17 protein-coding genes and 2 pseudogenes are annotated in these 23,428 nt (G+C 67.1%); 16 read left to right on the forward strand and 3 right to left on the reverse strand.

The window, feature by feature from the left end; all coding sequences use genetic code 11:
- The 5 genes and pseudogenes from ACGLHS_RS00005 to ACGLHS_RS00025 form a co-directional block, all read left to right on the forward strand.
- Window positions 1-4,065 (forward strand): annotated as a pseudogene (locus tag ACGLHS_RS00005) (hypothetical protein); the annotation flags it as partial.
- Between the two features lie 78 nt (window positions 4,066-4,143).
- Window positions 4,144-4,302, forward strand: a pseudogene (locus ACGLHS_RS00010) (YadA-like family protein); the annotation flags it as partial.
- A 103-nt stretch (window positions 4,303-4,405) separates the two neighbouring features.
- Entirely contained in the window at window positions 4,406-5,542 is a 1,137-nt protein-coding gene (locus ACGLHS_RS00015) for a DUF2827 domain-containing protein (RefSeq protein ID WP_394475728.1), read from the forward strand.
- A complete protein-coding gene (locus tag ACGLHS_RS00020) occupies window positions 5,539-6,666 on the forward strand; it encodes a DUF2827 domain-containing protein (RefSeq protein WP_394475730.1) in 1,128 nt (375 codons plus the stop codon). Before ACGLHS_RS00015 ends, ACGLHS_RS00020 begins: the two co-directional genes overlap by 4 nt.
- Window positions 6,663-7,283, forward strand: a complete 621-nt coding sequence (locus tag ACGLHS_RS00025; protein WP_394475732.1) for a hypothetical protein — start codon at window positions 6,663-6,665, stop codon at window positions 7,281-7,283. The genes ACGLHS_RS00020 and ACGLHS_RS00025 overlap by 4 nt, the downstream gene beginning before the upstream one ends.
- A gap of 41 nt (window positions 7,284-7,324) precedes the next feature.
- Here ACGLHS_RS00025 and ACGLHS_RS00030 read toward each other — a convergent pair whose 3' ends face one another.
- Window positions 7,325-8,173, reverse strand: a complete 849-nt coding sequence (locus ACGLHS_RS00030; RefSeq protein ID WP_394475735.1) for a helix-turn-helix domain-containing protein — start codon at window positions 8,171-8,173, stop codon at window positions 7,325-7,327.
- Window positions 8,174-8,303: 130 nt separating this feature from the next.
- On the opposite strand from ACGLHS_RS00030, the gene ACGLHS_RS00035 reads away from it, so the two are divergent.
- Together ACGLHS_RS00035 and ACGLHS_RS00040 are read left to right on the forward strand one after the other, a co-directional pair.
- Window positions 8,304-8,717: a hypothetical protein gene (locus tag ACGLHS_RS00035; RefSeq protein ID WP_394475737.1), complete on the forward strand. Its 414-nt coding sequence runs from the start codon at window positions 8,304-8,306 to the stop codon at window positions 8,715-8,717.
- Between the two features lie 181 nt (window positions 8,718-8,898).
- Window positions 8,899-11,766, forward strand: coding sequence for an aconitate hydratase (locus ACGLHS_RS00040; protein WP_394475739.1), 2,868 nt, complete (start codon window positions 8,899-8,901; stop codon window positions 11,764-11,766).
- A gap of 18 nt (window positions 11,767-11,784) precedes the next feature.
- On the opposite strand, the gene ACGLHS_RS00045 is transcribed toward ACGLHS_RS00040, so the two are convergent.
- Window positions 11,785-13,248 (reverse strand): C13 family peptidase, encoded by a 1,464-nt coding sequence (locus ACGLHS_RS00045; protein WP_394475742.1) that lies wholly within the window; start codon window positions 13,246-13,248, stop codon window positions 11,785-11,787.
- Window positions 13,249-13,330: 82 nt separating this feature from the next.
- Here ACGLHS_RS00045 and ACGLHS_RS00050 point away from each other — a divergent pair, with 82 nt between their 5' ends.
- The 9 genes from ACGLHS_RS00050 (at window position 13,331) to ACGLHS_RS00090 (ending at window position 22,124) form a co-directional block, all read left to right on the forward strand.
- A complete protein-coding gene (locus tag ACGLHS_RS00050) occupies window positions 13,331-13,792 on the forward strand; it encodes a metallophosphoesterase family protein (protein ID WP_394475744.1) in 462 nt (153 codons plus the stop codon).
- 156 nt (window positions 13,793-13,948) lie between these two features.
- A complete protein-coding gene (gene efeU, locus ACGLHS_RS00055) occupies window positions 13,949-14,785 on the forward strand; it encodes an iron uptake transporter permease EfeU (protein ID WP_093236623.1) in 837 nt (278 codons plus the stop codon).
- Between the two features lie 8 nt (window positions 14,786-14,793).
- Window positions 14,794-15,990 (forward strand): iron uptake system protein EfeO, encoded by a 1,197-nt coding sequence (efeO, locus tag ACGLHS_RS00060; protein WP_394475747.1) that lies wholly within the window; start codon window positions 14,794-14,796, stop codon window positions 15,988-15,990.
- A gap of 19 nt (window positions 15,991-16,009) precedes the next feature.
- The gene (gene efeB / locus ACGLHS_RS00065) at window positions 16,010-17,338 is read left to right on the forward strand and encodes an iron uptake transporter deferrochelatase/peroxidase subunit (RefSeq protein WP_394475750.1); all 1,329 of its coding nucleotides are present in this window, start codon (window positions 16,010-16,012) and stop codon (window positions 17,336-17,338) included.
- A 54-nt stretch (window positions 17,339-17,392) separates the two neighbouring features.
- On the forward strand, window positions 17,393-18,229 hold the full coding sequence (gene efeO, locus ACGLHS_RS00070; protein WP_394475753.1) for an iron uptake system protein EfeO: 837 nt from the start codon (window positions 17,393-17,395) through the stop codon (window positions 18,227-18,229).
- Window positions 18,230-18,421: 192 nt separating this feature from the next.
- A complete protein-coding gene (locus ACGLHS_RS00075) occupies window positions 18,422-18,721 on the forward strand; it encodes a ferrous iron transport protein A (RefSeq protein WP_394475755.1) in 300 nt (99 codons plus the stop codon).
- Window positions 18,714-20,609, forward strand: a complete 1,896-nt coding sequence (locus ACGLHS_RS00080; RefSeq protein WP_394475757.1) for a ferrous iron transporter B — start codon at window positions 18,714-18,716, stop codon at window positions 20,607-20,609. Before ACGLHS_RS00075 ends, ACGLHS_RS00080 begins: the two co-directional genes overlap by 8 nt.
- A gap of 28 nt (window positions 20,610-20,637) precedes the next feature.
- The gene (locus ACGLHS_RS00085; protein ID WP_093236629.1) at window positions 20,638-20,934 is read left to right on the forward strand and encodes a DUF6587 family protein; all 297 of its coding nucleotides are present in this window, start codon (window positions 20,638-20,640) and stop codon (window positions 20,932-20,934) included.
- A gap of 5 nt (window positions 20,935-20,939) precedes the next feature.
- Window positions 20,940-22,124, forward strand: coding sequence for an FAD-dependent monooxygenase (locus ACGLHS_RS00090; RefSeq protein ID WP_394475759.1), 1,185 nt, complete (start codon window positions 20,940-20,942; stop codon window positions 22,122-22,124).
- Between the two features lie 50 nt (window positions 22,125-22,174).
- On the opposite strand, the gene ACGLHS_RS00095 is transcribed toward ACGLHS_RS00090, so the two are convergent.
- Window positions 22,175-23,425: an SMI1/KNR4 family protein gene (locus ACGLHS_RS00095; RefSeq protein ID WP_394475761.1), complete on the reverse strand. Its 1,251-nt coding sequence runs from the start codon at window positions 23,423-23,425 to the stop codon at window positions 22,175-22,177.
- Window positions 23,426-23,428: the final 3 nt, after the last annotated feature.

The raw sequence follows: 23,428 nt of genomic DNA on the forward strand, positions 1-23,428 counted from the left end.
ACCAGCAGCATCAGCAGCTTGTCGACCTCGACCTCCACCGGGATCAGCAGCCTGTCGACCTCGACGTCCACCGGCTTGAGCACGGCGACGAGCAACATCGGTAGCCTGTCCACCTCGACCTCGACTGGTCTGAGCACCGCAACCAGCAGCATCAGCAGCTTGTCGACCTCGACCTCCACCGGGATCAGCAGCCTGTCGACCTCGACCTCCACCGGTCTGAGCACCGCGACGAGCGGCATCAACAGCCTGTCCACGGGCCTGAGCACCGCCAACAGCAACATCGGCAGCCTGTCGACCGGACTGGCCAACTCGGTGCAGTACGACGATGCAACCCACCAAAAGGTGACCCTGGGCGGCGTTGGGGCGGCCACGCCGGTGGTCCTCACGAATGTCGCGCCAGGCGTGAACCCGACCGATGCGGTGAACTTCAGCCAGTTGACCTCCCTGTCGACGACGTTCTCCAGTGGGATCACGAGCCTGTCCACCGGCCTGAGCACCACCAACAGCAGCGTTGCCAGCCTGTCGACGTCGAGCTCGACGGGTCTGAGCACGGCGACGAGCAGCATCAGCAGCTTGTCGACCTCGACTTCCACCGGGATCAGCAGCCTGTCGACTTCGACGTCTACGGGTCTGAGCACAGCGACCAGCAGCATCGACAGCCTGTCGACCTCGACCTCTACGGGCCTGAGCACGGCGACGAGCAGTATCAGCAGCTTGTCGACCTCGACCTCCACCGGGATCAGCAGTCTGTCGACCTCGACCTCGACGGGTCTGAGCACGGCGACCAGCAGCATCAGCAGCTTGTCGACCTCGACGTCGACCGGGATCAGCAGCCTGTCGACTTCGACCTCGACCGGCTTGAGCACGGCGACCAGCAGCATCGGCAGCCTGTCGACATCGACGTCCACTGGTCTGAGCACGGCAACGAGCAGCATCAGCAGCTTGTCGACCTCGACGTCGACCGGAATCAGCAGCCTGTCGACTTCGACCTCGACCGGCCTGAGCACGGCGACCAGCAGCATCAGCAGCCTGTCGACATCGACATCCACCGGGATCAGCAGTCTGTCGACCTCGACGTCGACGGGGCTGAGCACGGCGACCAGCAGCATCGGCAGCTTGTCGACTTCGACCTCCACGGGTCTGAGTACCGCGACGAGCAGTATCGGCAGCCTGTCGACCTCCACCTCGACGGGCCTGAGCACAGCGACGAGCAGCATCAGCAGCCTGTCGACCTCGACTTCTACGGGGATCAGCAGCCTGTCGACGTCGACTTCGACCGGCCTGAGCACGGCGACGAGCAGCATCAGCAGCTTGTCGACCTCGACTTCCACCGGTATCAGCAGCCTGTCGACTTCGACCTCCACGGGTCTGAGTACCGCGACGAGCAGCATCGGCAGCCTGTCGACCTCGACCTCCACGGGCCTGAGCACGGCGACGAGCAGCATCAGCAGCTTGTCGACCTCGACGTCGACCGGCATCAGCAGCCTGTCGACTTCGACCTCGACCGGCTTGAGCACCGCGACCAGCAGCATCAGCAGCCTGTCGACCTCGACCTCGACGGGTCTGAGCACGGCGACGAGCAGCATCGACAGCCTGTCGACCTCGACGTCCACTGGCCTCAGCACGGCGACGAGCAGCATCAGCAGCCTGTCGACGTCGACTTCGACCGGCCTGAGCACGGCAACGAGCAGCATCAGCAGCTTGTCGACCTCGACTTCCACGGGGATCAGCAGCCTGTCGACTTCGACCTCGACGGGCCTGAGCACGGCAACCAGCAGCATCAACAGCCTGTCGACCTCGACTTCGACGGGCCTGAGCACGGCGACCAGCAGCATCGGCAGCCTGTCCACGGCTCTGAGCACGACGACAAGCAGCATCGACAGCCTGTCGACGTCGGCCTCGACCGGCCTGAGCACGGCGACCAGCAGCATCAGCAGCCTGTCGACGTCGACCTCTACGGGCTTGAGCACTGCGACGAGCAGTATCAGCAGCTTGTCGACTTCGACCTCGACGGGCCTGAGCACCGCGACGAGCAGCATCAGCAGCTTGTCGACTTCGACATCGACCGGGATCAGCAGCCTGTCGACGTCGACCTCGACCGGCTTGAGCACGGCGACGAGCAGTATCGACAGCCTGTCGACCTCGACGTCTACCGGTCTGAGCACTGCGACCAGCAGTATCAGCAGCCTGTCGACTTCGACGTCTACCGGCCTGAGCACCGCGACCAGCAGCATCGGCAGCCTGTCGACCTCGACCTCCACCGGCTTGAGCACGGCGACCAGCAGCATCAGCAGCCTGTCGACTTCGACCTCCACCGGGATCAGCAGTCTGTCGACCTCGACCTCGACGGGTCTGAGCACGGCGACCAGCAGCATCAGCAGCTTGTCGACCTCGACCTCGACGGGCCTGAGCACGGCGACGAGCAGCATCGACAGCCTGTCGACCTCGACGTCCACCGGCTTGAGCACCGCGACGAGCAGCATCAGCAGCTTGTCGACGTCGACGTCTACCGGCCTGAGCACGGCGACGAGCAGCATCAGCAGCCTGTCGACTTCGACCTCCACCGGTCTGAGCACGGCGACCAGCAGCATCGACAGCCTGTCGACCTCGACCTCGACCGGCCTGAGCACTGCGACGAGCAGCATCAGCAGCTTGTCGACATCGACCTCGACCGGCATCAGCAGCCTGTCGACGTCGACGTCTACCGGCTTGAGCACGGCGACGAGCAGCATCGGCAGCCTGTCGACCTCGACCTCAACGGGCCTGAGCACGGCAACCAGCAGCATCAGCAGCCTGTCGACGTCGACCTCGACCGGCCTGAGCACTGCAACCAGCAGCATCGACAGCCTGTCGACGTCGACATCCACCGGCCTGAGCACGGCAACGAGCAGCATCGGCAGCCTGTCCACCGCGCTGAGCACGACGACGAGCGGCATCGCCAGCCTGTCGACATCGACCTCGACGGGCCTGAGCACGGCGACCAGCAGCATCAGCAGCTTGTCGACCTCGACTTCCACGGGGATCAGCAGCCTGTCGACGTCGACCTCGACGGGTCTGAGCACGGCGACGAGCAGCATCAGCAGTTTGTCGACCTCGACTTCGACCGGCCTGAGCACTGCAACGAGCAGCATCAACAGCCTGTCGACGTCGACCTCGACCGGCCTGAGCACCGCGACCAGCAGCATCGGCAGCCTGTCCACCGGCCTGAGCACGGCCACCAGCAACGTCAGCAGCCTGAGCACGGCGGTCAACGACATCAACACCAAGGGTGCGAAGTACTTCCACGCCAACTCGACGGCCCCGGATTCCAGCGCCACTGGGCAGGATTCGGTGGCGATCGGGCCGCAATCGGTGGCCAGCGGCGCCAACTCCTTCGCCGCAGGCAACGGCGCGAAGGCCACGGCCGACGGCGCGGTGGCGATCGGCTTCGGCGCCCAGGCAACGGGGGCCAATGCCATCGCGATCGGTTCGGGCGCACTCGCTACCGGCTCGCAGGCCATCGGTGTCAACTCGCGTGCGGGTGGCGGTGGCGTGGCGCTGGGCGACAACGCCGATGCGGGCGGTACGGCGCTGAGCCAGGCGCAGAACATCTCCAAGGGCACGGCCATCGGCTTCGGTGCGGTGGTGCAGCAAAGCGGTGGCGTGGCACTGGGCGCGGGCTCGGTGGCTTCCAGGGCAGCAGGCGTGGCCGGCTACGTGCCGGGCAATGCAACGGCAGAGCAGCAGGCAGCCATCGCAGCGACCACCAGCACGCAGGCCGCGGTGTCGGTGGGCGACGCCAACACCAACCAGTTCCGCCAGATCACCGGCGTGGCAGCGGGCTCGGCGGACAGCGACGCGACCAACGTGGCGCAGTTGAAGGCGGCGTCCGCAGCCTCGAAAGCCAGCAGCGTGCAGTACGCGACCAACCCGGACGGGTCGGTCAACTACAACCAGATCACGCTGGGTGCAGGCCAGGCCGCGGGCGGCACGCGCATCAGCAACGTGGCGCCGGGCATCTTGCCGGGTGACGCGGTCAACGTCGGGCAGTTGAACCAGGTGCAAGGCCAGGTGAACGAGGTGGCGCGCATTGCCTACTCGGGCTCGGCCATGGCTTTTGCGATGTCGGGCACCTACCTGCCGACGCTGTACCCGGGCGAGAAGACCGTTGGCGTGGGCCTGGGCTCGTACAAGGGCTACAGCGCCGTGGCGCTGACTTTCAAGGCGCTGTCCGACGACGGCAAGATGTCCTGGGGCGCGGGTCTGTCGACCACGGGCAAGGAGTGGGGCATCAACGCCGGTATCGGCTGGAAGTGGAAGTAATCGGCATTTGCCGCCACTGATCCGGTCACCGGATCGGGTAACCTGCTGGCTCCCGCGCCCTCGGACGCGGGGGCCAGTTTGCTTTTCAAGACCTACATTTCATATGCGCATAGGCATTTCCGTCATCACCCGCGCGGGACAGAGCATCTGGGAGAACGGCCTCGGGCAGAACGTCGTGTTTCTCGCGCGCCTGTTCCAGCAACTGCCCTTCGTGCAATCGGTGGTGTTGATCGATGTGGGCGACCAGCAGGTCATGCCCGCGCAGGTCGACCTGAACGCCCTCGGAATGCGGCTGATGCGCGCACACGAAGCCACCGACGAAGTCGACGTGATCATCGAGATGGCCGGTGCCCTCGATCCGCAATGGCTGTCCCTGCAGCGCGCGCGCGGCAAGAAGGTCGTCTACTACTGCGCGGGGCAGCCGTATGCGGCCCTGATCGAGCCGGCCGTGTTCGACAAGCCCGGTCTTTTCTCCCGCCCCGATCGCTGCGACGAAATCTGGCTGCTGCCCGAGTACCAGACTTTCGCGAGCTTCCAGCGCGTGCTGCATCGCTGCCCGGTGCGCGTCGTGCCGTATCTGTGGCATCCGCAGTTCCTCGAGCAGCGCATTGCCGAAGTCACGCAACTGGGCTATCGCTTCGGCTGGCAGGCAGGCGTGGAGCGCGCCGGCCTGCGCGTGGCGATCTTCGAGCCCAACGTGTCGGTGGCCAAGACGTCGAGCATCTCGATGCTGGCCTGCGACGAGGCCTACCGCGCCGAGCCGGGCAGCGTCGCGATGATGAACGTGCTCAACACGCTGCACATGAAGGACCATCCGACGATGCTGTACTTCGCGAACCAGCTGGACCTGGTGAAGCAGCACAAGGCGCTGTTCCTGGGCAGGCACGACATCGTGGGCTTCATGGTCCAGAGCGCCGACGCGGTGGTGTCGCACCAGTGGACCAACGACCAGAACTACAGCTACCTCGATGCACTCTACGGCGACTACCCGCTGGTGCATAACTCGCCCTGGTTGCATGGCTTTGGCGCAGGCTATTACTACCCCGGCTTCGAAGCAGCCGAAGGCGGCAGGCAGCTTCGCCTCGCGGCCAGCGAACATGACGCGCGGCTCGACGACTACCGGCAACGGTCGCGGCAGGTGTTCGATGCCGTCGATCCTTTCAACGCCGCGAACACCGAGGCCTATGCACGGCTTCTGCTCGATCTGCAGGCGAAAACAAAGGCGGGCGTGACGGCATGAAGCAATTGAAAGTCGGCGTTTCCATCCTCGTGCGCAAGGGCGAGCAATCGCTCTGGGAAAACGGCATCTATCAGAACTGCCTGTTCTTCGTCATGCTGCTGCTGCGCTCGCCGCTCGTGAGCCAGGCGTTCCTGGTGACGGGCGGTGGCGACGGCTCACCCGAAGACGCGAACTTCCTGGCCGATTCGCCAGTGCCCCTGATCGACATGACGCAAGCGGCACAAGAGCTCGACGTGATGGTCGAGATGAGCGCGCAACTGGGCCGCGACTGGATGGTGGCGTTCCGCGAGCGCGGCGGCAAGATCGTGTCGATGCGCGTGGGGAACGACTACGTGATCGACATCGAGCGCATGGTGTTCGACAAGCCGCACGGCCTCTTGCTGACCGGCGCACCCTACGACGAGATCTGGACGATCCCTGAATACGAGGCCACCTGCGTGCCTTATTTCGCGAGCGGCTTCCGGGCGCCGGTGCGCATGGTGCCGCACCTGTGGAGCCCGCTGGTGCTGGACCGCGCCGCCGCCGGATTGCCCGAAGGCCATCGTTTCGACTACCAGCCCGGCCGCAGGCGCTGGCGCGTCGCGATGTTCGAGCCCAACATCTGCATGGTGAAGACCAGCCACATTCCGCTGCTGTGCTGCGAGGTTGCGCACCGCGCCAACCCCGACCTGCTCGAACACGTCTACGCGTACAACACCTTCCATATGAAGGACCACCCGGTCTTCAACGGATTTGCCAACAGCCTGGACATCGTTCGCCACGGGCTGAGCACTTTCGAGGGGCGGTTCCCCACCTGGCAGGTGATGGCGTTCAACGTCGACGCGGTGGTCAGCCACCACTGGGAGAACGGCCAGAACTACCTCTATTACGAGGCCCTGTACGGCGGCTACCCCCTGATCCACAACTCTCACCTGATCGGCGATTGCGGCTACCGCTATCACGACTTCGATTGCGAAGAGGGCGGGCGCGCGCTGCAACAGGCCTTTGCGACGCACGACGAAAACCTTGCCTCCTACCGCGAGCACGCGCGCCGCTTCATTGCCACGCTCGACCCGGAAAGCGACGAGAACGTGCGCATCTACACCGCCGCTTTCGAAAACCTCTGCGCTCGAGATCCACGATGAAGACAACGACACAACGACTCGGAAGACTGTGGCTCGTTGCGGCGACCCTTGCCGCCACCGGCGCGGCATTCGCACAAGGCGTGCTCGTGCCGCAGGCACCCCCCGCCGTGCCGCAGGACACGCTCACGCGCGCCGCCACCAGCGTGGGCGTCAAGCGCTGCCTGCCCGCCATCACGCGGCTCGCGACGCTCACCGTGCAAGGAAGCCGCAGCCACGACGTGCTGCTCGACTGGGACCGCAAGCGCCCCGATGCCGGGCCGATGTTCTCGCTGATCGGCATGGAGTTTCCGAACGCCGGCGTGGCCGCATCGATCACCGCCATTCCTGATGACACCGGGGCCTGTACCGTATCGGCCGAGCGCATTTCGGTCGCCCCGTTCACCTGCGCGAGCGTTGCCGAGCAGGAACTGAAGAACTACAGGATGACGCGGCTGCTGCCGATCTACGCCGTCTACACCGACGACAAGGAGCCGACGTCGTCGGTCTCGCTGATCGATTCGCCGCCGGGCTGCCTGATCATTCGCCGGTATGTCGAGTACGGCTGGAGAGACCCCGCCGCGGCGCCGGCAGCTGCGGCACCGGCCGCGCCTGCGGGGCAGGCGCCGAAGCGGCGTTAGGCAAAGCCGGGCACGCTGGCCGACGGAGAGCGGCGCGAACTTCAGCCGGCCTGCTGCGCCGCCGCGAGCGCAGTCAACGCCGCCGCCGTCTGCTCATCGGCCGGAAAGAACGACTCCACCGCCAGCTCCTGCAAGGTGACGTCGACCGGTGTGCCGAAGATCGTGATGGTGCTGATGAAGCTCAGCACGCCGCTCGGCATGACCACCTGGAAGGGCACAGCCACGGCCGACAGCGCGGTGTCGATGGCAGGCGCGTCATGGCTCACGGCGGGCGCGGGGTAGGCCGCCAATTCGTCGTGCAGCGACTGCAGCACCGCGTCGCCGGTCGCGGCGATCTGTTGCTGCAGCCGTTCGAGCAGATGGCTGCGCCATTGCGCGAGATTGGCGATGCGCGGTGCCACGCCGTCGGGGTGCAGGCTCAGGCGCAGCACGTTGATGGGCGCTTGCAGCAACTCGGGCGCAGCGCCCTCCATCAGCAAGGGCACCAGCGCGTTGTGCGCCACCAGGTTCCAGTGGCGGTCGACCGCCAGCGCGGGAAAGGGCTCGTGGCCCTTCAGCACCAGGTCCACCGCGCGCCGCGCCGCGGCCATCGCGGGGTCGTCGAGCGAGCGTTGCCGGTACATCGGCGCAAAGCCCGCCGCCACCAGCAGCGCATTGCGTTCACGCAGCGGCACCTCCAGGCGCTCGGCCAGCCGCAGCACCATTTCGCGGCTGGGCGCGGCGCGGCCGGTTTCCACGTAGCTCAGGTGGCGCGTCGAGACTTCGGCCTCCTGCGCCAGATCGAGCTGGCTCAGGCGGCGGTGGGTGCGCCAGTGCCGCAGGTGTGCGCCGAACGGATCGCGCGCGCCGGGCTGGGTGGCCTTGGACGAGTGAGTGCGGGTGGTGTTCATGGCCCGCATTCTGGCGCGGCGGCGCCGTGGCGCCATGACCTCCCAGGTCATCGACGCGATGCCCACCCGACGGAATCATTGACTCCAACGCAGCAGGACTGGCTTGCCGCGTACCCCCAAGGAGATTCACATGTCCGTCTTTGCCTCCCCCCGTTTTCTGCCCAACGTCATGTGGGCCGACGCTGCTTCGTGCGCCGCGACCGGTGCGTTGCAGGTGGCGTTCACCGACGCCCTGGCCGCACTGACCGGGTTGCCGGCTGCGCTGCTGATGGGCACGGGTGTGTTCCTGCTGGTGTATGCGGCCGCTGCCGCCTTCATGGCCAGCCGCCGCACCCCGCCGCGCATGCTGATCGGCCTCGTGATCGCGGGCAACTTCGGTTGGGCCGTGGCCTGCATCGCGCTACTGGTCAGCGGCATGTTCACGATCACGGCGCTGGGCGTGGCCTGGGTGCTGGCGCAGGTGATCTGCGTGGTCGTGCTGGCGGAATTGCAATGGACCGGCCTGCGCCGCACCCGCCACAACGCGAACATGGCAATGGCGTGAAAGACCTTGCGCTCCGTTCAGGTAACACCGGGGAGCCGGCCTTGCCGGGCCCCCGGTGTTGTCCTCTGCAGAGGGAAGAAAAGGCCCGCGCGACACGCGGTGCGCGAAGACTGGAGGCAAGCCACGGTCATTGATCCCCGCTATCCTTGAGGCGCTTCCACGAACAAACAGGAGTTCCTCTATGGCCAAAGCACCGGCGCACGCCTTTGCGACCACCCTCAAGACCTTCAAGACCGCATCGGGCAAGTCCGGCAAATACTGGTCGCTGAAGGAACTGGCCAAGCAATACCCCACCATCGAGCGCCTGCCCGTCTCGATCCGCATCGTGCTCGAATCGGTGCTGCGCAATTGCGATGGGCAGAAGGTGTCGGCCAAGCACGTCGAAGAGCTGGCCCACTGGGCGCCCAACGCCGAGCGCACCGACGAAATTCCGTTCGTCGTCACCCGCGTGGTGCTGCAGGATTTCACCGGCGTTCCGCTGCTGGCCGACCTGGCCGCCATGCGCAGCGTGGCCGCCAAGCTGGGCAAGTCGCCCAAGACCATCGAGCCGCTGGTGCCCGTCGACCTGGTGGTCGACCACTCGGTGATGGTCGACTACTACGGCACGCCCAAGGCGCTCGACCTGAACATGAAGCTGGAGTTCCAGCGCAACAACGAGCGCTACCAGTTCATGAAGTGGGGCATGCAGGCCTTCGACACCTTCCGTGTCGTGCCGCCGGGCTTCGGCATCGTGCACCAGGTCAACCTCGAATACTTTGCGCGCGGCGTCTACAAGAGCCCGAACGACAAGGCTGAAAAGCCCACTTACTACCCCGACTCGCTGGTCGGCACCGACAGCCACACCACGATGATCAACGGCATCGGCGTGGTCGGCTGGGGCGTGGGCGGCATCGAAGCCGAGGCCGCCATGCTGGGCCAGCCGGTCTACATGCTCACACCCGACGTGGTGGGCTTCGAGCTCACCGGCAAGCTGCGCGAAGGCGTGACGGCCACCGACCTGGTGCTGTACGTCACCTCCATCCTGCGGGCCGAGAAGGTGGTGGGCAAGTTCGTCGAATTCTTTGGCCCCGGCGCCGCATCGATCGCCGTGCCCGACCGCGCGACCATCGGCAACATGGCGCCCGAATACGGCGCGACCATGGGCTTCTTCCCGGTCGACGAAATGACCGTGGCCTACTTCGAAGGCACCGGCCGCACCAAGGAAGAGGTCGAGCGCTTCGAGGCCTACTACAAGGCGCAGGGCCTGTTCGGCATGCCCGCCCCGGGCGAGATCGACTACACCAAGATCGTCAAGCTCGACCTGGGCACCGTGTCGCCCAGCCTGGCCGGCCCGAAGCGTCCGCAGGACCGCATCAACCTCGGCGATCTTTCCACCAAGTTCTCCGAGCTCTACAGCAAGCCCAACGACGCCAACGGCTTCAACCAGCCGGCCGACAAGCTCAAGCTGCGCTACCCGCTGGCCACGGCCGGCAAGGGCGACGACGAAGAGGCCGCGCCGCCGCCCGCGGGCGCACCGCTCGACGTGGTCGAGATGGTGGCCAACCGCTCGACCAAGGCCGCCGCGCACGTGAGCGCCACCGCGCCTTCGGCCCCCAAGGGCGAGGTGAGCATCGGCAATGGCGACGTGCTGATCGCCGCCATCACCTCGTGCACCAACACCTCGAACCCGAGCGTGATGCTGGCCGCCGGCCTGCTGGCCAAAAAGGCCGTCGAGGCGGGCCTGACGGTCAAGCCGCACGTGAAGACCTCGCTGGCGCCGGGCTCGCGCATCGTGACCGAATACCTCGAGAAGGCCGGCCTGCTGCCGTACCTCGAAAAGCTCGGCTTCTACCTTGCCGGCTACGGCTGCACCACCTGCATCGGCAATGCCGGCGACCTGACGCCCGAGATCAATGAAGCGATCACCAAGAACGACCTGATCGGCGCGGCCGTGCTCTCGGGCAACCGCAATTTCGAGGCGCGCATCCACCCGAACCTGAAGGCCAACTTCCTGGCCTCGCCGCCGCTGGTGGTGGCCTTCGCGATTGCGGGCAACGTCATGACCGACCTGATGACCGAGCCGGTGGGCAAGGGCAAGAACGGCAAGGACGTGTACCTGGGCGACATCTGGCCGACGCCGAAGGAGATCGACGACAACCTGCGCTTTGCGATGAACGCCAAGTCGTTCCGCGCGAACTACGACAAGGTCAAGACCGATCCGGGCAAGTTCTGGACGAGCATCAAGGGCACGAACGGCCAGGTCTACGACTGGCCGACCTCGACGTACATCGCCGAGCCGCCGTTCTTCGAGGGCTTCAAGATGAAGCCGCACGCGTCGGACGCGGGCGTCAAGGGCGCGCGCATCATGGCGCTGTTCGGCGATTCGATCACCACCGACCACATCTCGCCGGCCGGCTCGATCAAGGAAAGCTCGCCCGCGGGCATCTGGCTCAAGGCGCACGGCGTGGCCAAGGCCGACTTCAACAGCTACGGCTCGCGCCGCGGCAACCACGACGTGATGATGCGCGGCACCTTTGCCAATGTGCGCATCAAGAACCTGATGATTCCGCCGGACGCCAACGGAACGCAGGAAGAGGGCGGCGTCACGCTGTTCCAGCCGGGCAACCAGAAGATGTTCATCTACGACGCCGCCATGAAATACATGGAAGCGGGCACCCCCACGGTGGTGTTCGGCGGCGAAGAGTACGGCACGGGTTCCTCGCGCGACTGGGCTGCCAAGGGCACGCAGCTGCTGGGCATCAAGGCCGTGGTGGCGCGCAGCTTCGAGCGCATCCACCGCGCCAACCTGGTCGGCATGGGCGTGCTGCCGCTGCAGTTCCGCGGCGCTGATTCATGGCAGACGCTGGGCCTGACGGGCGAAGAGCAGATCGACGTGGTGATCGGCAGCGAACTCAAGCCGCAGATGGACGTCAAGCTGGTCGTGCACCGCCCCGATGGCTCGCACCAGGAGGTGACGGTGCGCCTGCGCATCGACACGCCGATCGAGGTCGACTACTACAAGCACGGCGGCATCCTGCCGTTCGTGCTGCGCCAGCTGCTGACGGCCTGAGCGCCAGTCGGTCGGTCCTTACTTGCCGGCGGCATCGAGCCGCTGTGCAAGTCGGTCGAGCAGCGGTCGGATCTTCTCGCCGACGCTGATCTGCGGATTGGAAAACCCATCGTCCTTGCCGGCCTCGATCTCGCGTTCGCGGATCAGCGGCACGGCCGCTGCAAAGGCGGTCTCGAAGGAATGGGTCTTGCGCAGTTCCTCGTTGAACATCGCGCGCCCGAAGAAGGTCAGCTCCGACAGGCGCCCGCAGCCATACGAGGTGTGGGTGGCGTCGGCGGCCGTCATCACCAGTGTGTGGTCGTCTGCCATCGGCTCGATCCATCCACCCGAATAGCAGGCCGACACCGCCACGACGCGGTTGCGGATGCCCGCGCCGTCGAGGGCCGTGCGCAGTTCCTCGGGCGTGAGCCAGGGCACCGACAGCGGCCAGTGCGCGGCGGCCAGCTTGTGGTCGCGCGCACCGTGCGAGGTGAGGTAGACCACCAGCAGGTCGTTGTCGCGGTCCATGCGCTGGGCCAGCGCCGCCACCGCCCGCTGCAGGTTGAGCGGCGTGGCCCAGGGCAGCGTGTCGGTCGTGGTGGCGTGGTTCATCAGGTGCAGCACATGGCCCTTGGCGTCGAAGCGGTCTTCGAGCAGTTGGGTGACCATGCGGCTCTCGCGCAGGAACACGTCTTCGGATGCATACGGGGCGAACACCAGCGCGTAGACATTGGGCTGGCCCGCTCGGCGGCCGGCGATGCCGTTCACCGTGCGGTCCCACAGCGCCTGCTGTTGCTCGAAGACCTCCTGGGTCAGCTTCAGGCGCGGCCGTTCGGGTTCAGCGGATGCCGCACTGGCGTCGGGCACCCACACGCGCTCTTCGCTGTTGATCAATTGCCAGAAGCCCAAGGCCAGCATCGCCACGAACGCTGGCACGAAGAGGGTGGCCCGCCAGCGTGAGCCGGCTTCGCGCGCCGTGAATCGCGCCAGCGCGATCACGATCCACGCGCAGGCGGTGCCGAAGACGATCCAGTAGCCCGTGGTGCTGGCGAGCATCGAGGGCAGCCAGCCGCGCGAATAACCCACGTACAGCAATGTGAGCAGCAGATTGCCCGGGAGCATGGCCCAGGTGGCGAGCGCGAACCAGCGCGCCAGTCCGCCGCTTGCGGCCCTGCCGGAGAGCGCGCACCAGCCGAGCCATGCCAGCAGCCCCAACGTCCAGAGCGGGTTGAGGGCCGCGAGTGCATTGAGTTGCGCGGGGCCTTCCACCTGGAGGCGACCGATGCCGGCCCACAGAAGCTCGGGCAGCAGCACGAGCAGCAGCAGTTGCCAGGGGGCCGGCGTGGCATCGATACCGGGTGCGCGCAGCAGGGCGGTGCGCAGGCCGCCGGCGATCCAGCGCCACAGGCTTGCACATGGCACGGCGGCGGGCGAGGGTGGCAGGGTCGGCACCTCTTCGGGTGTCTCGACGGCGGGCATCTGTGGGGTGGTGTCCTCGGGCATGGCGCCGATCATGCCTCGGCCTTTGGCACGCCCGGACGGTTGAATCGGCTGCCTTGGGGTTTGCGAGAATCACTTTCGCCCCATGCTTCGCATCTGCCTCATCTCCGACACACATGGCCTCTTGCGGCCCGAGGCGCTCGCGTTCCTGCAAGGCAGCGACTTCATCGTCCATGGTGGCGACATCGGCAATGCCGGCATCCTGCAAGCGCTCGCGGCCATCGCGCCGCTGACCGTCGTGCGTGGCAACAACGACCGCGAACCTTGGGCCGAGGGCATTGCCGAGACCGAGCGTGTCGCCTTCGGCGGTGTGCAGCTCTACGCCATTCATGACCTGGCCCTACTCGACATCGACCCGCGGGCCGCCGGTGTCCGCGTGGTGGTCTCGGGCCATTCGCACAAGCCGAAGATCGAGGAGCGCGATGGCGTTCTGTACGTCAATCCGGGCAGCGCGGGCCCGCGCCGGTTCAAGCTGCCCATCGCGGTGGCCGAGCTGCTGATCGACGGCGATGCCGTCAGCGCGCGCATCGTCGAACTCGGCGCCTGAGGCCGGAGCAATCATTACCATTTGGCCATAAAAGCCCACAAATGAGAATGGATCTTATTTGATGGGTTATGCTCGATCGCTCCTCCGTGGAGCCAGCGTCGAGCGTTGCTGACCTGCCGGCTCCGGGGGCTTTTTCTGCCCTGAATTCCGAAGCCGATGCTCATCCCCTTTCTCATCATGCTGCGCGAAGGCATCGAAGCCGCGCTGATCGTCGGCATCGTTGCCAGCTACCTCAAGCAAAGCGGACGCGGCGCGCTGATGCCCGCGGTGTGGGTCGGCGTGCTGCTGGCCGCCGCGCTGTCGCTGTTCGCGGGCGCCGGCCTGCAACTGCTGGCGGCCGAGTTTCCGCAGAAGCAGCAGGAGCTGTTCGAGGGCGTGGTCGGGCTGATCGCGGTGGTCATGCTGACCTCGATGGTGTTCTGGATGCGCAAGGCCGCGCGCTCCATCAAGGGCGAACTGCAGGCCTCCATCGACAAGGCGCTCACCAAGGGCGCGGACGGGCAGGGCTGGGCGCTGATCGGCATGGTCTTCCTGGCCGTGGCGCGCGAAGGGCTGGAGTCGGTGTTCTTTCTGCTGGCGGTGTTCCAGCAGAGCAGCGGCTGGGAAGCGCCAGTGGGCGCGCTCGCGGGCATCGCGGTGTCGGTGGCGCTCGGCTGGGGCCTTTATTCGGGGGGCGTGCGGCTCGACCTGCGGCGCTTCTTCCGCTACACGGGCCTGTTCATTCTTCTTGTGGCCGCAGGCCTGCTCGCCGGCGTGCTGCGCAAGCTGCATGAAGGCGGCGTGTGGAACCACCTGCAGACGGTGGTGTTCGACATGAGCGACACGCTGCCGATGGACAGCCCCGTGGGCGCCGTGCTCTCGGGCCTGCTGGGCTACCAGGCCGCACCGGTGGTGGGCGAGGTCATCGTCTACCTGGCTTTCCTGGCTGTCGCCCTGTTCTTCTTCCTGCGCTCGCCCCCGGCGATGACGCCTCGCGCGGCGCCCGCACGCTGAAACCTGCAATGTCCTCCTCTTCATCTCCCGAACAAAAAACGTCTTCTTCTTCCAGCCTCATGCGTGTTGCGGTGGCCGCTTCGGCGCTGCTGGTCGTCGCCGGGCTCGCGGCCTTCTGGTACGCCTCGAACGAGGCCAAGAAGGCGCCGGCCAAGACGGCCGACAACGCCGTCACCGTCACGATCCAGGGCAACGCCTGCGAACCCAACGAGATCACCGTGCCGGCGGGGCGCACGATCTTCACCATCGTCAACAAGTCGAACCGTGCGCTCGAGTGGGAAATTCTCGACGGCGTGATGGTGGTGGAAGAGCGCGAGAACATCGCGCCGGGCTTCTCGCAGACCATGACGGTCAAGCTGTCGCCGGGCGATTTCGCCATCACCTGCGGGCTGTTGAGCAATCCGCGCGGCAAGCTGCACGTGACGCCGTCGGCCGCCTCGAAGGCCGAAGAGGCGCGGCCCTCGCTGGTCAACTACGTGGGTGCGCTGGCCGAGTACCAGGTGTTCCTGCGCCTCGAAGCTGGCACGCTGGAAGACGCGGTGCGCGGCCTGGCCGACGCCATCAAGGCCGGTGACCTGCAACAGGCCCGCGCGCTCTACGCGCCGGCTCACCAGTCCTACAAGCGCATCGAGCCGATGGCCGAGCTGTTCGCCGATCTCGATACGCGCATCAACGCGCGCGCCGACTATTTCGAGAAGCGCGAGGCCGACCCCGGCTTCACCGGCTTCCATCGCATCGAGTACGCGCTCTACAGCCAGAACGACGTCAAGGGCCTGGCGCCCGTGGCCGATCGGCTGGTGGCCGACATCGGCGTGCTCAAGGAACGCTTGCGCGGGCTCAACATGCCGCCCGAGCGCCTGGCGGGTTCCGCGTCCAAGTTGCTGCGCCGCGTGGCCGACAACCTGCCGGCCGGCGGCGAAGACCACTATGGCCATGCCGAACTGGTGAACCTGCAGGGCACGCTCGAAGGCACCAGGAAGATTTCGGAGTTGCTGCAGCCGTTGTTGGTCAAGGCCGCGCCCGCGCTGCAAAAGAGCGTGGACGAACGCTTCGCGGCCTTCGACGCCGCGCTGGCGCCGTACCGCGAAGGCGAGGGCTTCAAGGCCACGTCGCTCGACGAAGCGCAGAGAAAGGCCATTGCCGACGCGGTGCGCGCGCTGGCCGACGAGCTCGGCAAGGTCAATGCCGCGCTCGGCCTCGAATGAGTTGAAGAAGAGAGCTCCCATGGAAAAGCCGATCCACGAATCCGCGCCCGCATCTGCATCCGGGCAACCCGCTTCACCACACCGCCGCCGCATGCTCGGCGCAGCGGGTGTCGCTTTCGCCGGCCTAGCAGCCTCGGCCCACGCGGCCGCCGCACCGGCAGGCTCGCCCAATTCCCCCGATGCCGGTGCGCAAGTCACCGACGCGCCGCAGAGCAGCCACACGCAAGACCGCGTGCCCTTCCGCGGCAAGCACCAGGCGGGCATCGTCACGCCGCGCCCGACGGCCGGCATGGTCGCGTCGTTCTATGTGCTGGCCGAAAACCGCGCCGACCTGGAGCGCCTGTTTCGCACGCTCACCGACCGCATCGCCTTCCTGACGCAGGGCGGCCCGCAGACCGACCCCGACCCCAAGCTGCCGCCTGCCGGCTCCGGCATCCTCGGCCCGGTGGTGCAGCCCGATGGGCTGACGGTGACGGTGTCGGTCGGCCCTTCGCTGTTCGACGAGCGCTTCGGCCTCGCGAAGAAGAAGCCCGTGCGGCTCAACCAGATGCAGCGCCATCCCAACGACGCGCTCGATGCGGCGCTGTGCCACGGCGACCTGTCGATCCAGTTCTGCGCCAACACGCCCGACGCCAACATCCACGCGCTGCGCGACATCATCAAGAACACGCCCGACCTGCTGGTGCTGCACTGGAAGCAAGAGGGCACCGTGCCGCCGATCCCGGCGGTGCCCGGCAAACCGGCCGAAAGCGCACGCAACTTCCTGGGTTTTCGCGATGGCTCGGCCAACCCCGATTCGGCCGACAACAAGCTCATGGACCACATCGTGTGGGTGCAGCCGGGCGGCGACGAGCCGGCCTGGGCCGTGGGCGGCAGCTACCAGGCGGTGCGGATCATCCGCAACTTCGTCGAGCGCTGGGACCGCACGCCGCTGCAGGAGCAGGAGGCCATCATGGGCCGCCTGAAGCCCACCGGCGCGCCGATGGACGGCGGCAAGACGGAGCACGACGTGCCCGACTACACCAAGGACCCCGAGGGCAAGGCCACGCCGATGGACGCGCACATCCGCCTGGCGAATCCGCGCACGAAGGCATCGGACGCGAACCTGATCCTGCGCCGGCCCTTCAACTACTCGAACGGCGTCACCAAGTCGGGCCAGCTCGAAATGGGGCTGCTGTTCATCTGCTACCAGGCCGACCTCGAAAAGGGCTTCATCGCGGTGCAGACGCGCCTGGATGGCGAGCCGCTCGAGGAATACATCAAGCCCATCGGCGGCGGCTTCTTCTTCACGCTGCCGGGCGTGCAGGACGAGCGCGACTGGCTGGGGCGCAGCCTGATGGCGGCCTGAAGCCGCGCCTTCAGAGACACAAGTTTTTTCACCACCGCTAGAACCAGGAGATCCATGACCGTGCAGTTCCGCCGCCACTTCCTCGCCACTTTCGTTGCAGGCTTCGCCGGGCTCTATGCCATGGGCGCGCAGGCCGCCGTGTCGCCGCTCGAGTTGGTCGGACCGATCTCCGACTACAAAATCTACGTGGCCGAGAACGTGCGCAAACTGGCGACGGACACGCGCGCCTTCACCGCGGCGGTGAAGGCCGGCGACATCGAGAAGGCGAAGAAGCTGTACGCGCCGACGCGCACCAGCTACGAGCGCATCGAGCCGGTGGCAGAACTCTTCAACGACCTCGACAAGTCGATCGACTCGCGCGCCGACGATCACGAGAAGGCCGAGAAAGACCCGGCCTTCGGCGGCTTCCATCGCATCGAGTACGGCCTGTGGGTGCAAAAAAGCACCAAGGAGCTGAACCCCGTGGCCGACAAGTTGCTGGCCGACGTGCTCGAGCTGCAAAAGCGCCTGGTCGCGCTGACCTTCCCGCCCGAGAAGGTGGTGGGCGGCGCCGCCGTGCTGATGGAAGAGGTGGCGGCCACCAAGATTTCGGGCGAAGAGAACCGCTACAGCCACACCGACCTGTGGGACTTTCAGTCGAACTTCGAAGGGGCCTACAAGATCGTCGAGTTGCTGCGCCCGCTGGTCGTGAAAGAAAACAAGGCCTTTTCGGACAAGACCGACGCCAACTTCAAGGTGGTGTTCGACACCCTGGCCAAGTACAAGACGGCCGACGGCGGCTTCGAGACCTATTCGAAGCTCACCGAGCGTGACCGCAAGATGCTGGCCGGCCGGGTGAACACGCTGGCCGAAGACCTTTCGAAACTGCGCGGCATGCTCGGCTTGAACTAGGCCCGCTCCAGGGCTGCGCACCGCGTGTCGCTTCGCGCCGGGGCAACACCTGCGGCCCGGCCAGGCCGGTTCCGCGGTGTTTCCGACCTCGCAGAGCCCTTTTTGAGGCGTGGTCAGGTTTTCGCGAGTGAGAATTGCTAGCATTCGGGTATTGCTTACTTGGCGCGCCGATATACAGGGCGCACTCTCACCGTGCACACCAATGACAACGGCGCAGCGCCGGCATCCGCCGTCCTGCACCTCGACCAGCTTCCCGACAACCAGTGGGCCACCGTGCTCGACGTCGCCCGCCCCGAGAGCGCCGACGACCGCGAACTCGTGCTGCGCCTGACCGAAATCGGCTTCGTGCCGGGCGAAGCGGTGCGCATCGTGGCCAGCGGCATCCCCGGGCGCGAGCCGCTGGCGGTTCGCCTGGGCCACACCACCTTCGCCCTGCGCCGCCACGAAGCCGCGCTCATCCACGTGACGCCGGGGGCTGAGAACCATGGTTGAGGCCGTCATCCAGGGCCCCGGCGGCTTCGCCGCCACCGCGCAGCCGGGCCGCATTGCGCTGCTGGGCAACCCCAACTGCGGCAAGACCGCGCTCTTCAATCTGCTCACGGGCAGCCGCCAGAAGGTCGCCAACTACGCCGGCGTGACCGTCGAGCGCAAGGAAGGCACGCTGCGCACGCCTTCCGGTCGCCGCGTCTTCGTGCTCGACCTGCCGGGCGCCTACAGCCTGAACGCGCTCAGCGCCGACGAAGCCGTCACCCGCGACATCGTCACCGGCCAGAGCCAGGAAGCCTTGCCCGACCTGCTGGTGTGCGTGACCGACGCCACCAACCTGCGCCTGAACCTGCGGCTGGTGCTCGAAGCGAAAAAGCTCGGCCTGCCGATGGTGGTGGCGCTCAACATGACCGACATGGCCCGCAAGCAGGGCATCGTGGTCGACACCGCCGTGCTGTCGCGCGAACTGGGCCTGCCGGTGGTCGAGACCGTCGGCGTGCACACCGGCGGCGCGCAGAGCCTGCTCGTTGCGCTCGACGAGCCCGTGGCCGCCGCTTCGCCGCAGCCCTGGCAGGCGCCCGGGCTCGACGACGTGCTCGCCACGCAGCGCGAGGTGCGCCGCATCCTCGGCCTGGCAGTGACCGAGCCGGTCGGCAGCCTGGCCACCAGCGACCGCATCGACCGTGTCGTGATGCACCCGCTGTGGGGCATGCTGGTGCTTGCCGTCACCATGTTCCTGATGTTCCAGGCCGTGTTCAGCTGGGCCACCGTGCCGATGGACGCCATCAAGGCCGGCACCGAGGCGCTCGGCGGCGTGCTCAAGGCGCACATGGCCGAAGGCATGCTGCAGAGCCTGCTGGTCGACGGCGTGATCGCGGGCGTGGGCGGCGTGATCGTCTTCCTGCCGCAGATCCTGATTCTTTTCCTCTTCATCCTCGCGCTCGAAGACTCCGGCTACCTGCCGCGCGCCGCCTTCCTGCTCGACCGCGTGATGGGCACCGTGGGCCTGTCGGGCCGCTCCTTCATTCCGCTGTTGTCGAGCTTTGCCTGCGCCATTCCGGGCGTGATGGCCACGCGCACCATCAGCAACTGGCGCGACCGCATCACGACCATCATGATCGCGCCGCTCATGACCTGCTCGGCGCGGCTGCCGGTGTATGCGCTGCTCATTGCCGCCTTCATTCCGGCGCGCACCGTGGGTGGCGTGTTCAACCTGCAGGGCGTGGTGCTGTTCGCGCTGTACGTGTTCGGCATCGTCTCGGCGATGGCCGTGGCCTGGGTGATGAAGCGCTTTCGCGACAACGCGCAGCATTCGCCGCTGATGATGGAGCTGCCGGCCTACCGCTGGCCCAACCCGCGCAACCTCGCGCTGGGGTTGTACGAGCGGGCGTGGATCTTCATCCAGCGCGTGGGCACGATCATCCTCACGCTCACGATCCTGCTGTGGTTCCTGTCGACCTTCCCGTCGCCACCCGAGGGCGCGATCGGCGCGGCCATCCAGTACAGCCTGGCCGGCATGATCGGCCGGGGCCTCGAACACATCTTCGCGCCCATCGGCTTCAATTGGCAGATCTCGATCGCGTTGGTGCCCGGCATGGCCGCACGCGAAGTGGCGGTGGGTGCGCTGGGCACGGTGTACGCGCTCTCGGCCACCGGCGAGGATGTGGCGGGCGCGCTCGAGCCGCTGATCGCCGGCAGCTGGTCGCTGGCCACCGCGCTGTCGTTGCTGGTCTGGTACGTGTTTGCGCCGCAGTGCATCTCGACGCTTGCGGCCGTCAAGCGCGAAACCGGGTCGTGGAAGTACGTGTGGATCATGGCGGGCTACCTGTTCGCGCTGGCCTACGCGGCGTGCTTCATCACCTACCGCGTTGCACTGGCACTCGGAGCAGGTTAAAACCCGCAACGAAAGGTTTGAAGAAGAAATGGCACAGCAACTGATCGTCGGATTGATCGTCGCGGCGGCCGCGTTCTACGCGGTCTGGCGCTGGATGCCCGCAGGCTGGCGGCGCAGCGCGGCGCACAAGCTCGCGGCCGGCACGCACCGCGCCGGGCTGGTCGACCAGCAACGTGCCGACCAGCTGGCGGCCTCGCTCGCCAAGACCTCGGGCTGCGGCTCCTGCGACACCTGCGGAAGCTGCGCCCCCAAGACCCCTTTCAAACCGGAAGCCGACAAGGCCACCAGCCCGCACAGCACGCTGTCGTCCACGAACAGCCTCTGAGACCGATGCCCGCGCACATCCTCGTCGCCGGGGGCGGCATCGGGGGGCTGGCCACGGCGCTGGCGCTTTCCCGGAACCGGCACCGGGCCGACGTCTTCGAACAGGCTGCCGCCTTCGGCGAAATCGGTGCCGGCGTGCAGCTCGGCCCCAACGCCACGCGGCGCCTCCAGCAACTCGACCTGGGCCAAGGCCTTGCTTCCATCGCCGCGCGTCCCGACGCGCTCGTGGTCCACAGCGCCGGCAACGGCGCGCAGCTGGCCCGCCTGCCGCTCGGCGATGCCATGCAGCAGCGCTACGGCGCGCCCTACTTCTGTGTTCACCGTGCCGACCTTCATGGGCTGCTGCTCGAGGCAGTGCGCGCATGCGGCGGCGGCACGTTGGTCACCGGCGCCCACATCGGGCAGATCGAAACCAGCGACGACCTCGTGTGCGTGTCCAGCACCGACGCGCGCGCCTGGGAGGGCGAGGCGCTCGTCGGCGCCGATGGCCTCTGGAGCATCGCGCGGCGGCAGCTCGATGCGGCCTCCGCCGCCGAGTCGCCACGCGTGACCGGCCACACGGCCTGGCGGGCGCTGGTCGAGCAATCGAAATTGCCCGCGGCATTGCGCCGAACGCAGGTCGATGTGTGGCTTGGCCCGCACCTGCATGCGGTGGCGTACCCGGTGCGCGGCGGCGACTGGCTCAACGTGGTGGTCATCGCCGAATCCGCACCAGCCGGCGATGCGCGCGACTGGGACCAGGCCAGCAGCATCGCCGCCCTGAAGCAGGCCATGGGCCGCAGCTGCGCCGGCTTGCAGACCTTGCTCGACGCCATGTCCGGCTGGCGCGCCTGGACGCTCAGCGACCGTGCCCCCATTGCCAGTGCTGCCGACATGGCGCACGAGCGCGTCGCGCTGGTGGGCGATGCCGCGCATCCGATGGTTCCTTACCTGGCGCAAGGCGCCGGCATGGCGATCGAAGACGCGTTGGCGCTGGCCGACGCACTCGGCCATGGCAGCGCGGCCGAAGTGCCGGCCGCCTTTTCGCGCTATGCCGACGCGCGCTGGGCGCGCAACGCGCGGGTGCAGGCGAAGGCGCGCCGCAACGGCGAAATCTTCCACGCCACGGGCGCCGTGCGCCTGGGCCGCGACATGGCGATGCGCATGCTCGGCCCGAAGCTGCTCGACCAGCCCTGGCTGTACGGGGGCTGAAGACGGCGGTTGATTACAGCGGCGCACGCAGGCGCCGCCGTCGGCGCGCCTCAGAGCCTGAAGGTCTGCAGGTGCTCGATACGCTCGGCGAGGCCTTCCTGCCCCAGGTAATGGCCGTGCTTGCCGTCCGCCATCTTCGCGAGCGAGGTCTCCAGTTCGAGCAGCATGGCATCGCGGTCCGCCACGAAGGCTGGCGGTACATCGATGCCCGCTTGCGCGCAGGCGTCCGCGATCAGGTGCGCGCTCGCGGGTGCGCCGCAGGCGGCGCACTTCACGATGGCCGCGACATTGGGCTCGGCGCCGTTGGCCAGCAGCGCACTGGTGAGTTCGGGGGCGATCTGTCCATCGATGTTGCGCAGCGCATCGGCCGCCACCGGCGCGCCCGCGCGCACCAGCGCGGCGGCGGCGGCAAAGGCGCCGTGCCCGACGGCGATGTCGGTTGCGAGCGCGCTGCCATGCACCGGCCCCTCGAAACTCACGCCGGCGGCCGCGAGCTGCACGATCAGCGCCGCGTCGTCGGTGGCAATCGCATGGCGCAGCGCCACGCGTGCCAGGGCCGGTTGATGGCGCAGCGTGGCCTCGGCCAGCGGCGTGCGCCAGTCGAGCACGGCGCGGGAATAGAAGGCGACCAGCTTGTCCATCAGGTCGAGGTCCAGTCCGTGGTCCTGGTGCCGGTCGTCGAGGTACTCGAGCAAGGTCTGGCCCGAGAAATAGTCGCCCGCCGGTGCCAGCGGATCTTCTTCGAGGTGCAGCGCCGCGAAGGCGCCGTGCAGGTCGGTCGCGACGGTGGTCACGCCGTCTTCGTGCAAGGCATGCGTCCAGGCGGGCGGCAGGCCCTTCTTCCACGCGACGATGTGGCCGTGTTCGGCGCCGGGCTCGACCACCGCGTAGATGCGGTCGGTGTACTCGAAGCCGCCGAACGGCAGGTGCGTGAGCTTGCCGCTCCACGGCGTGCCGCTTTCGTCGGCGGCGTCTTCGGCCAGCTCCTGCTCGTGCTCGATCCAGCCCTGCAGGTCGTGGTAGCCGTCGCTGCCGTCCCAGAACAATTCCGTCCAGCTGATGGCCTCGACGTTGCCGTTCATCTCGAGCGTCAGGTCGTAGTCGAGCCGACCGCCCGATGTCTGCTGCCACAGCGCGACCAGTGCCTCGGGCAGGGGCCCCGCGCACAGCGCCTGCACGGCCGCGATCTGCTGCGCCGGCATCGGCGGCTGCGCATCGAAGATCACGCGGTCTGCGAACAGCACGATGCCGTGTTTGCGCAGGGTGGAGAGCTCGTCGGGTGCAAACCGGATGTCGTTCATGGC

Source organism: Variovorax sp. VaC1 (assembly GCF_043658315.1).
Taxonomy (GTDB): domain Bacteria; phylum Pseudomonadota; class Gammaproteobacteria; order Burkholderiales; family Burkholderiaceae_C; genus Variovorax.

What these genes read in the sequence shown, in the direction of transcription:
- ACGLHS_RS00015 (WP_394475728.1), top strand. Translation starts at nt 4,406, where the DNA reads ATGCGCATAGGCATTTCCGTCATCACCCGCGCGGGACAGAGCATCTGG.
- ACGLHS_RS00020 (WP_394475730.1), top strand. Translation starts at nt 5,539, where the DNA reads ATGAAGCAATTGAAAGTCGGCGTTTCCATCCTCGTGCGCAAGGGCGAG.
- ACGLHS_RS00025 (WP_394475732.1), top strand. Translation starts at nt 6,663, where the DNA reads ATGAAGACAACGACACAACGACTCGGAAGACTGTGGCTCGTTGCGGCG.
- ACGLHS_RS00030 (WP_394475735.1), bottom strand. Translation starts at nt 8,173, where the DNA reads ATGAACACCACCCGCACTCACTCGTCCAAGGCCACCCAGCCCGGCGCG.
- ACGLHS_RS00035 (WP_394475737.1), top strand. Translation starts at nt 8,304, where the DNA reads ATGTCCGTCTTTGCCTCCCCCCGTTTTCTGCCCAACGTCATGTGGGCC.
- ACGLHS_RS00040 (WP_394475739.1), top strand. Translation starts at nt 8,899, where the DNA reads ATGGCCAAAGCACCGGCGCACGCCTTTGCGACCACCCTCAAGACCTTC.
- ACGLHS_RS00045 (WP_394475742.1), bottom strand. Translation starts at nt 13,248, where the DNA reads ATGCCCGAGGACACCACCCCACAGATGCCCGCCGTCGAGACACCCGAA.
- ACGLHS_RS00050 (WP_394475744.1), top strand. Translation starts at nt 13,331, where the DNA reads ATGCTTCGCATCTGCCTCATCTCCGACACACATGGCCTCTTGCGGCCC.
- efeU (WP_093236623.1), top strand. Translation starts at nt 13,949, where the DNA reads ATGCTCATCCCCTTTCTCATCATGCTGCGCGAAGGCATCGAAGCCGCG.
- efeO (WP_394475747.1), top strand. Translation starts at nt 14,794, where the DNA reads ATGTCCTCCTCTTCATCTCCCGAACAAAAAACGTCTTCTTCTTCCAGC.
- efeB (WP_394475750.1), top strand. Translation starts at nt 16,010, where the DNA reads ATGGAAAAGCCGATCCACGAATCCGCGCCCGCATCTGCATCCGGGCAA.
- efeO (WP_394475753.1), top strand. Translation starts at nt 17,393, where the DNA reads ATGACCGTGCAGTTCCGCCGCCACTTCCTCGCCACTTTCGTTGCAGGC.
- ACGLHS_RS00080 (WP_394475757.1), top strand. Translation starts at nt 18,714, where the DNA reads ATGGTTGAGGCCGTCATCCAGGGCCCCGGCGGCTTCGCCGCCACCGCG.
- ACGLHS_RS00085 (WP_093236629.1), top strand. Translation starts at nt 20,638, where the DNA reads ATGGCACAGCAACTGATCGTCGGATTGATCGTCGCGGCGGCCGCGTTC.
- ACGLHS_RS00090 (WP_394475759.1), top strand. Translation starts at nt 20,940, where the DNA reads ATGCCCGCGCACATCCTCGTCGCCGGGGGCGGCATCGGGGGGCTGGCC.
- ACGLHS_RS00095 (WP_394475761.1), bottom strand. Translation starts at nt 23,425, where the DNA reads ATGAACGACATCCGGTTTGCACCCGACGAGCTCTCCACCCTGCGCAAA.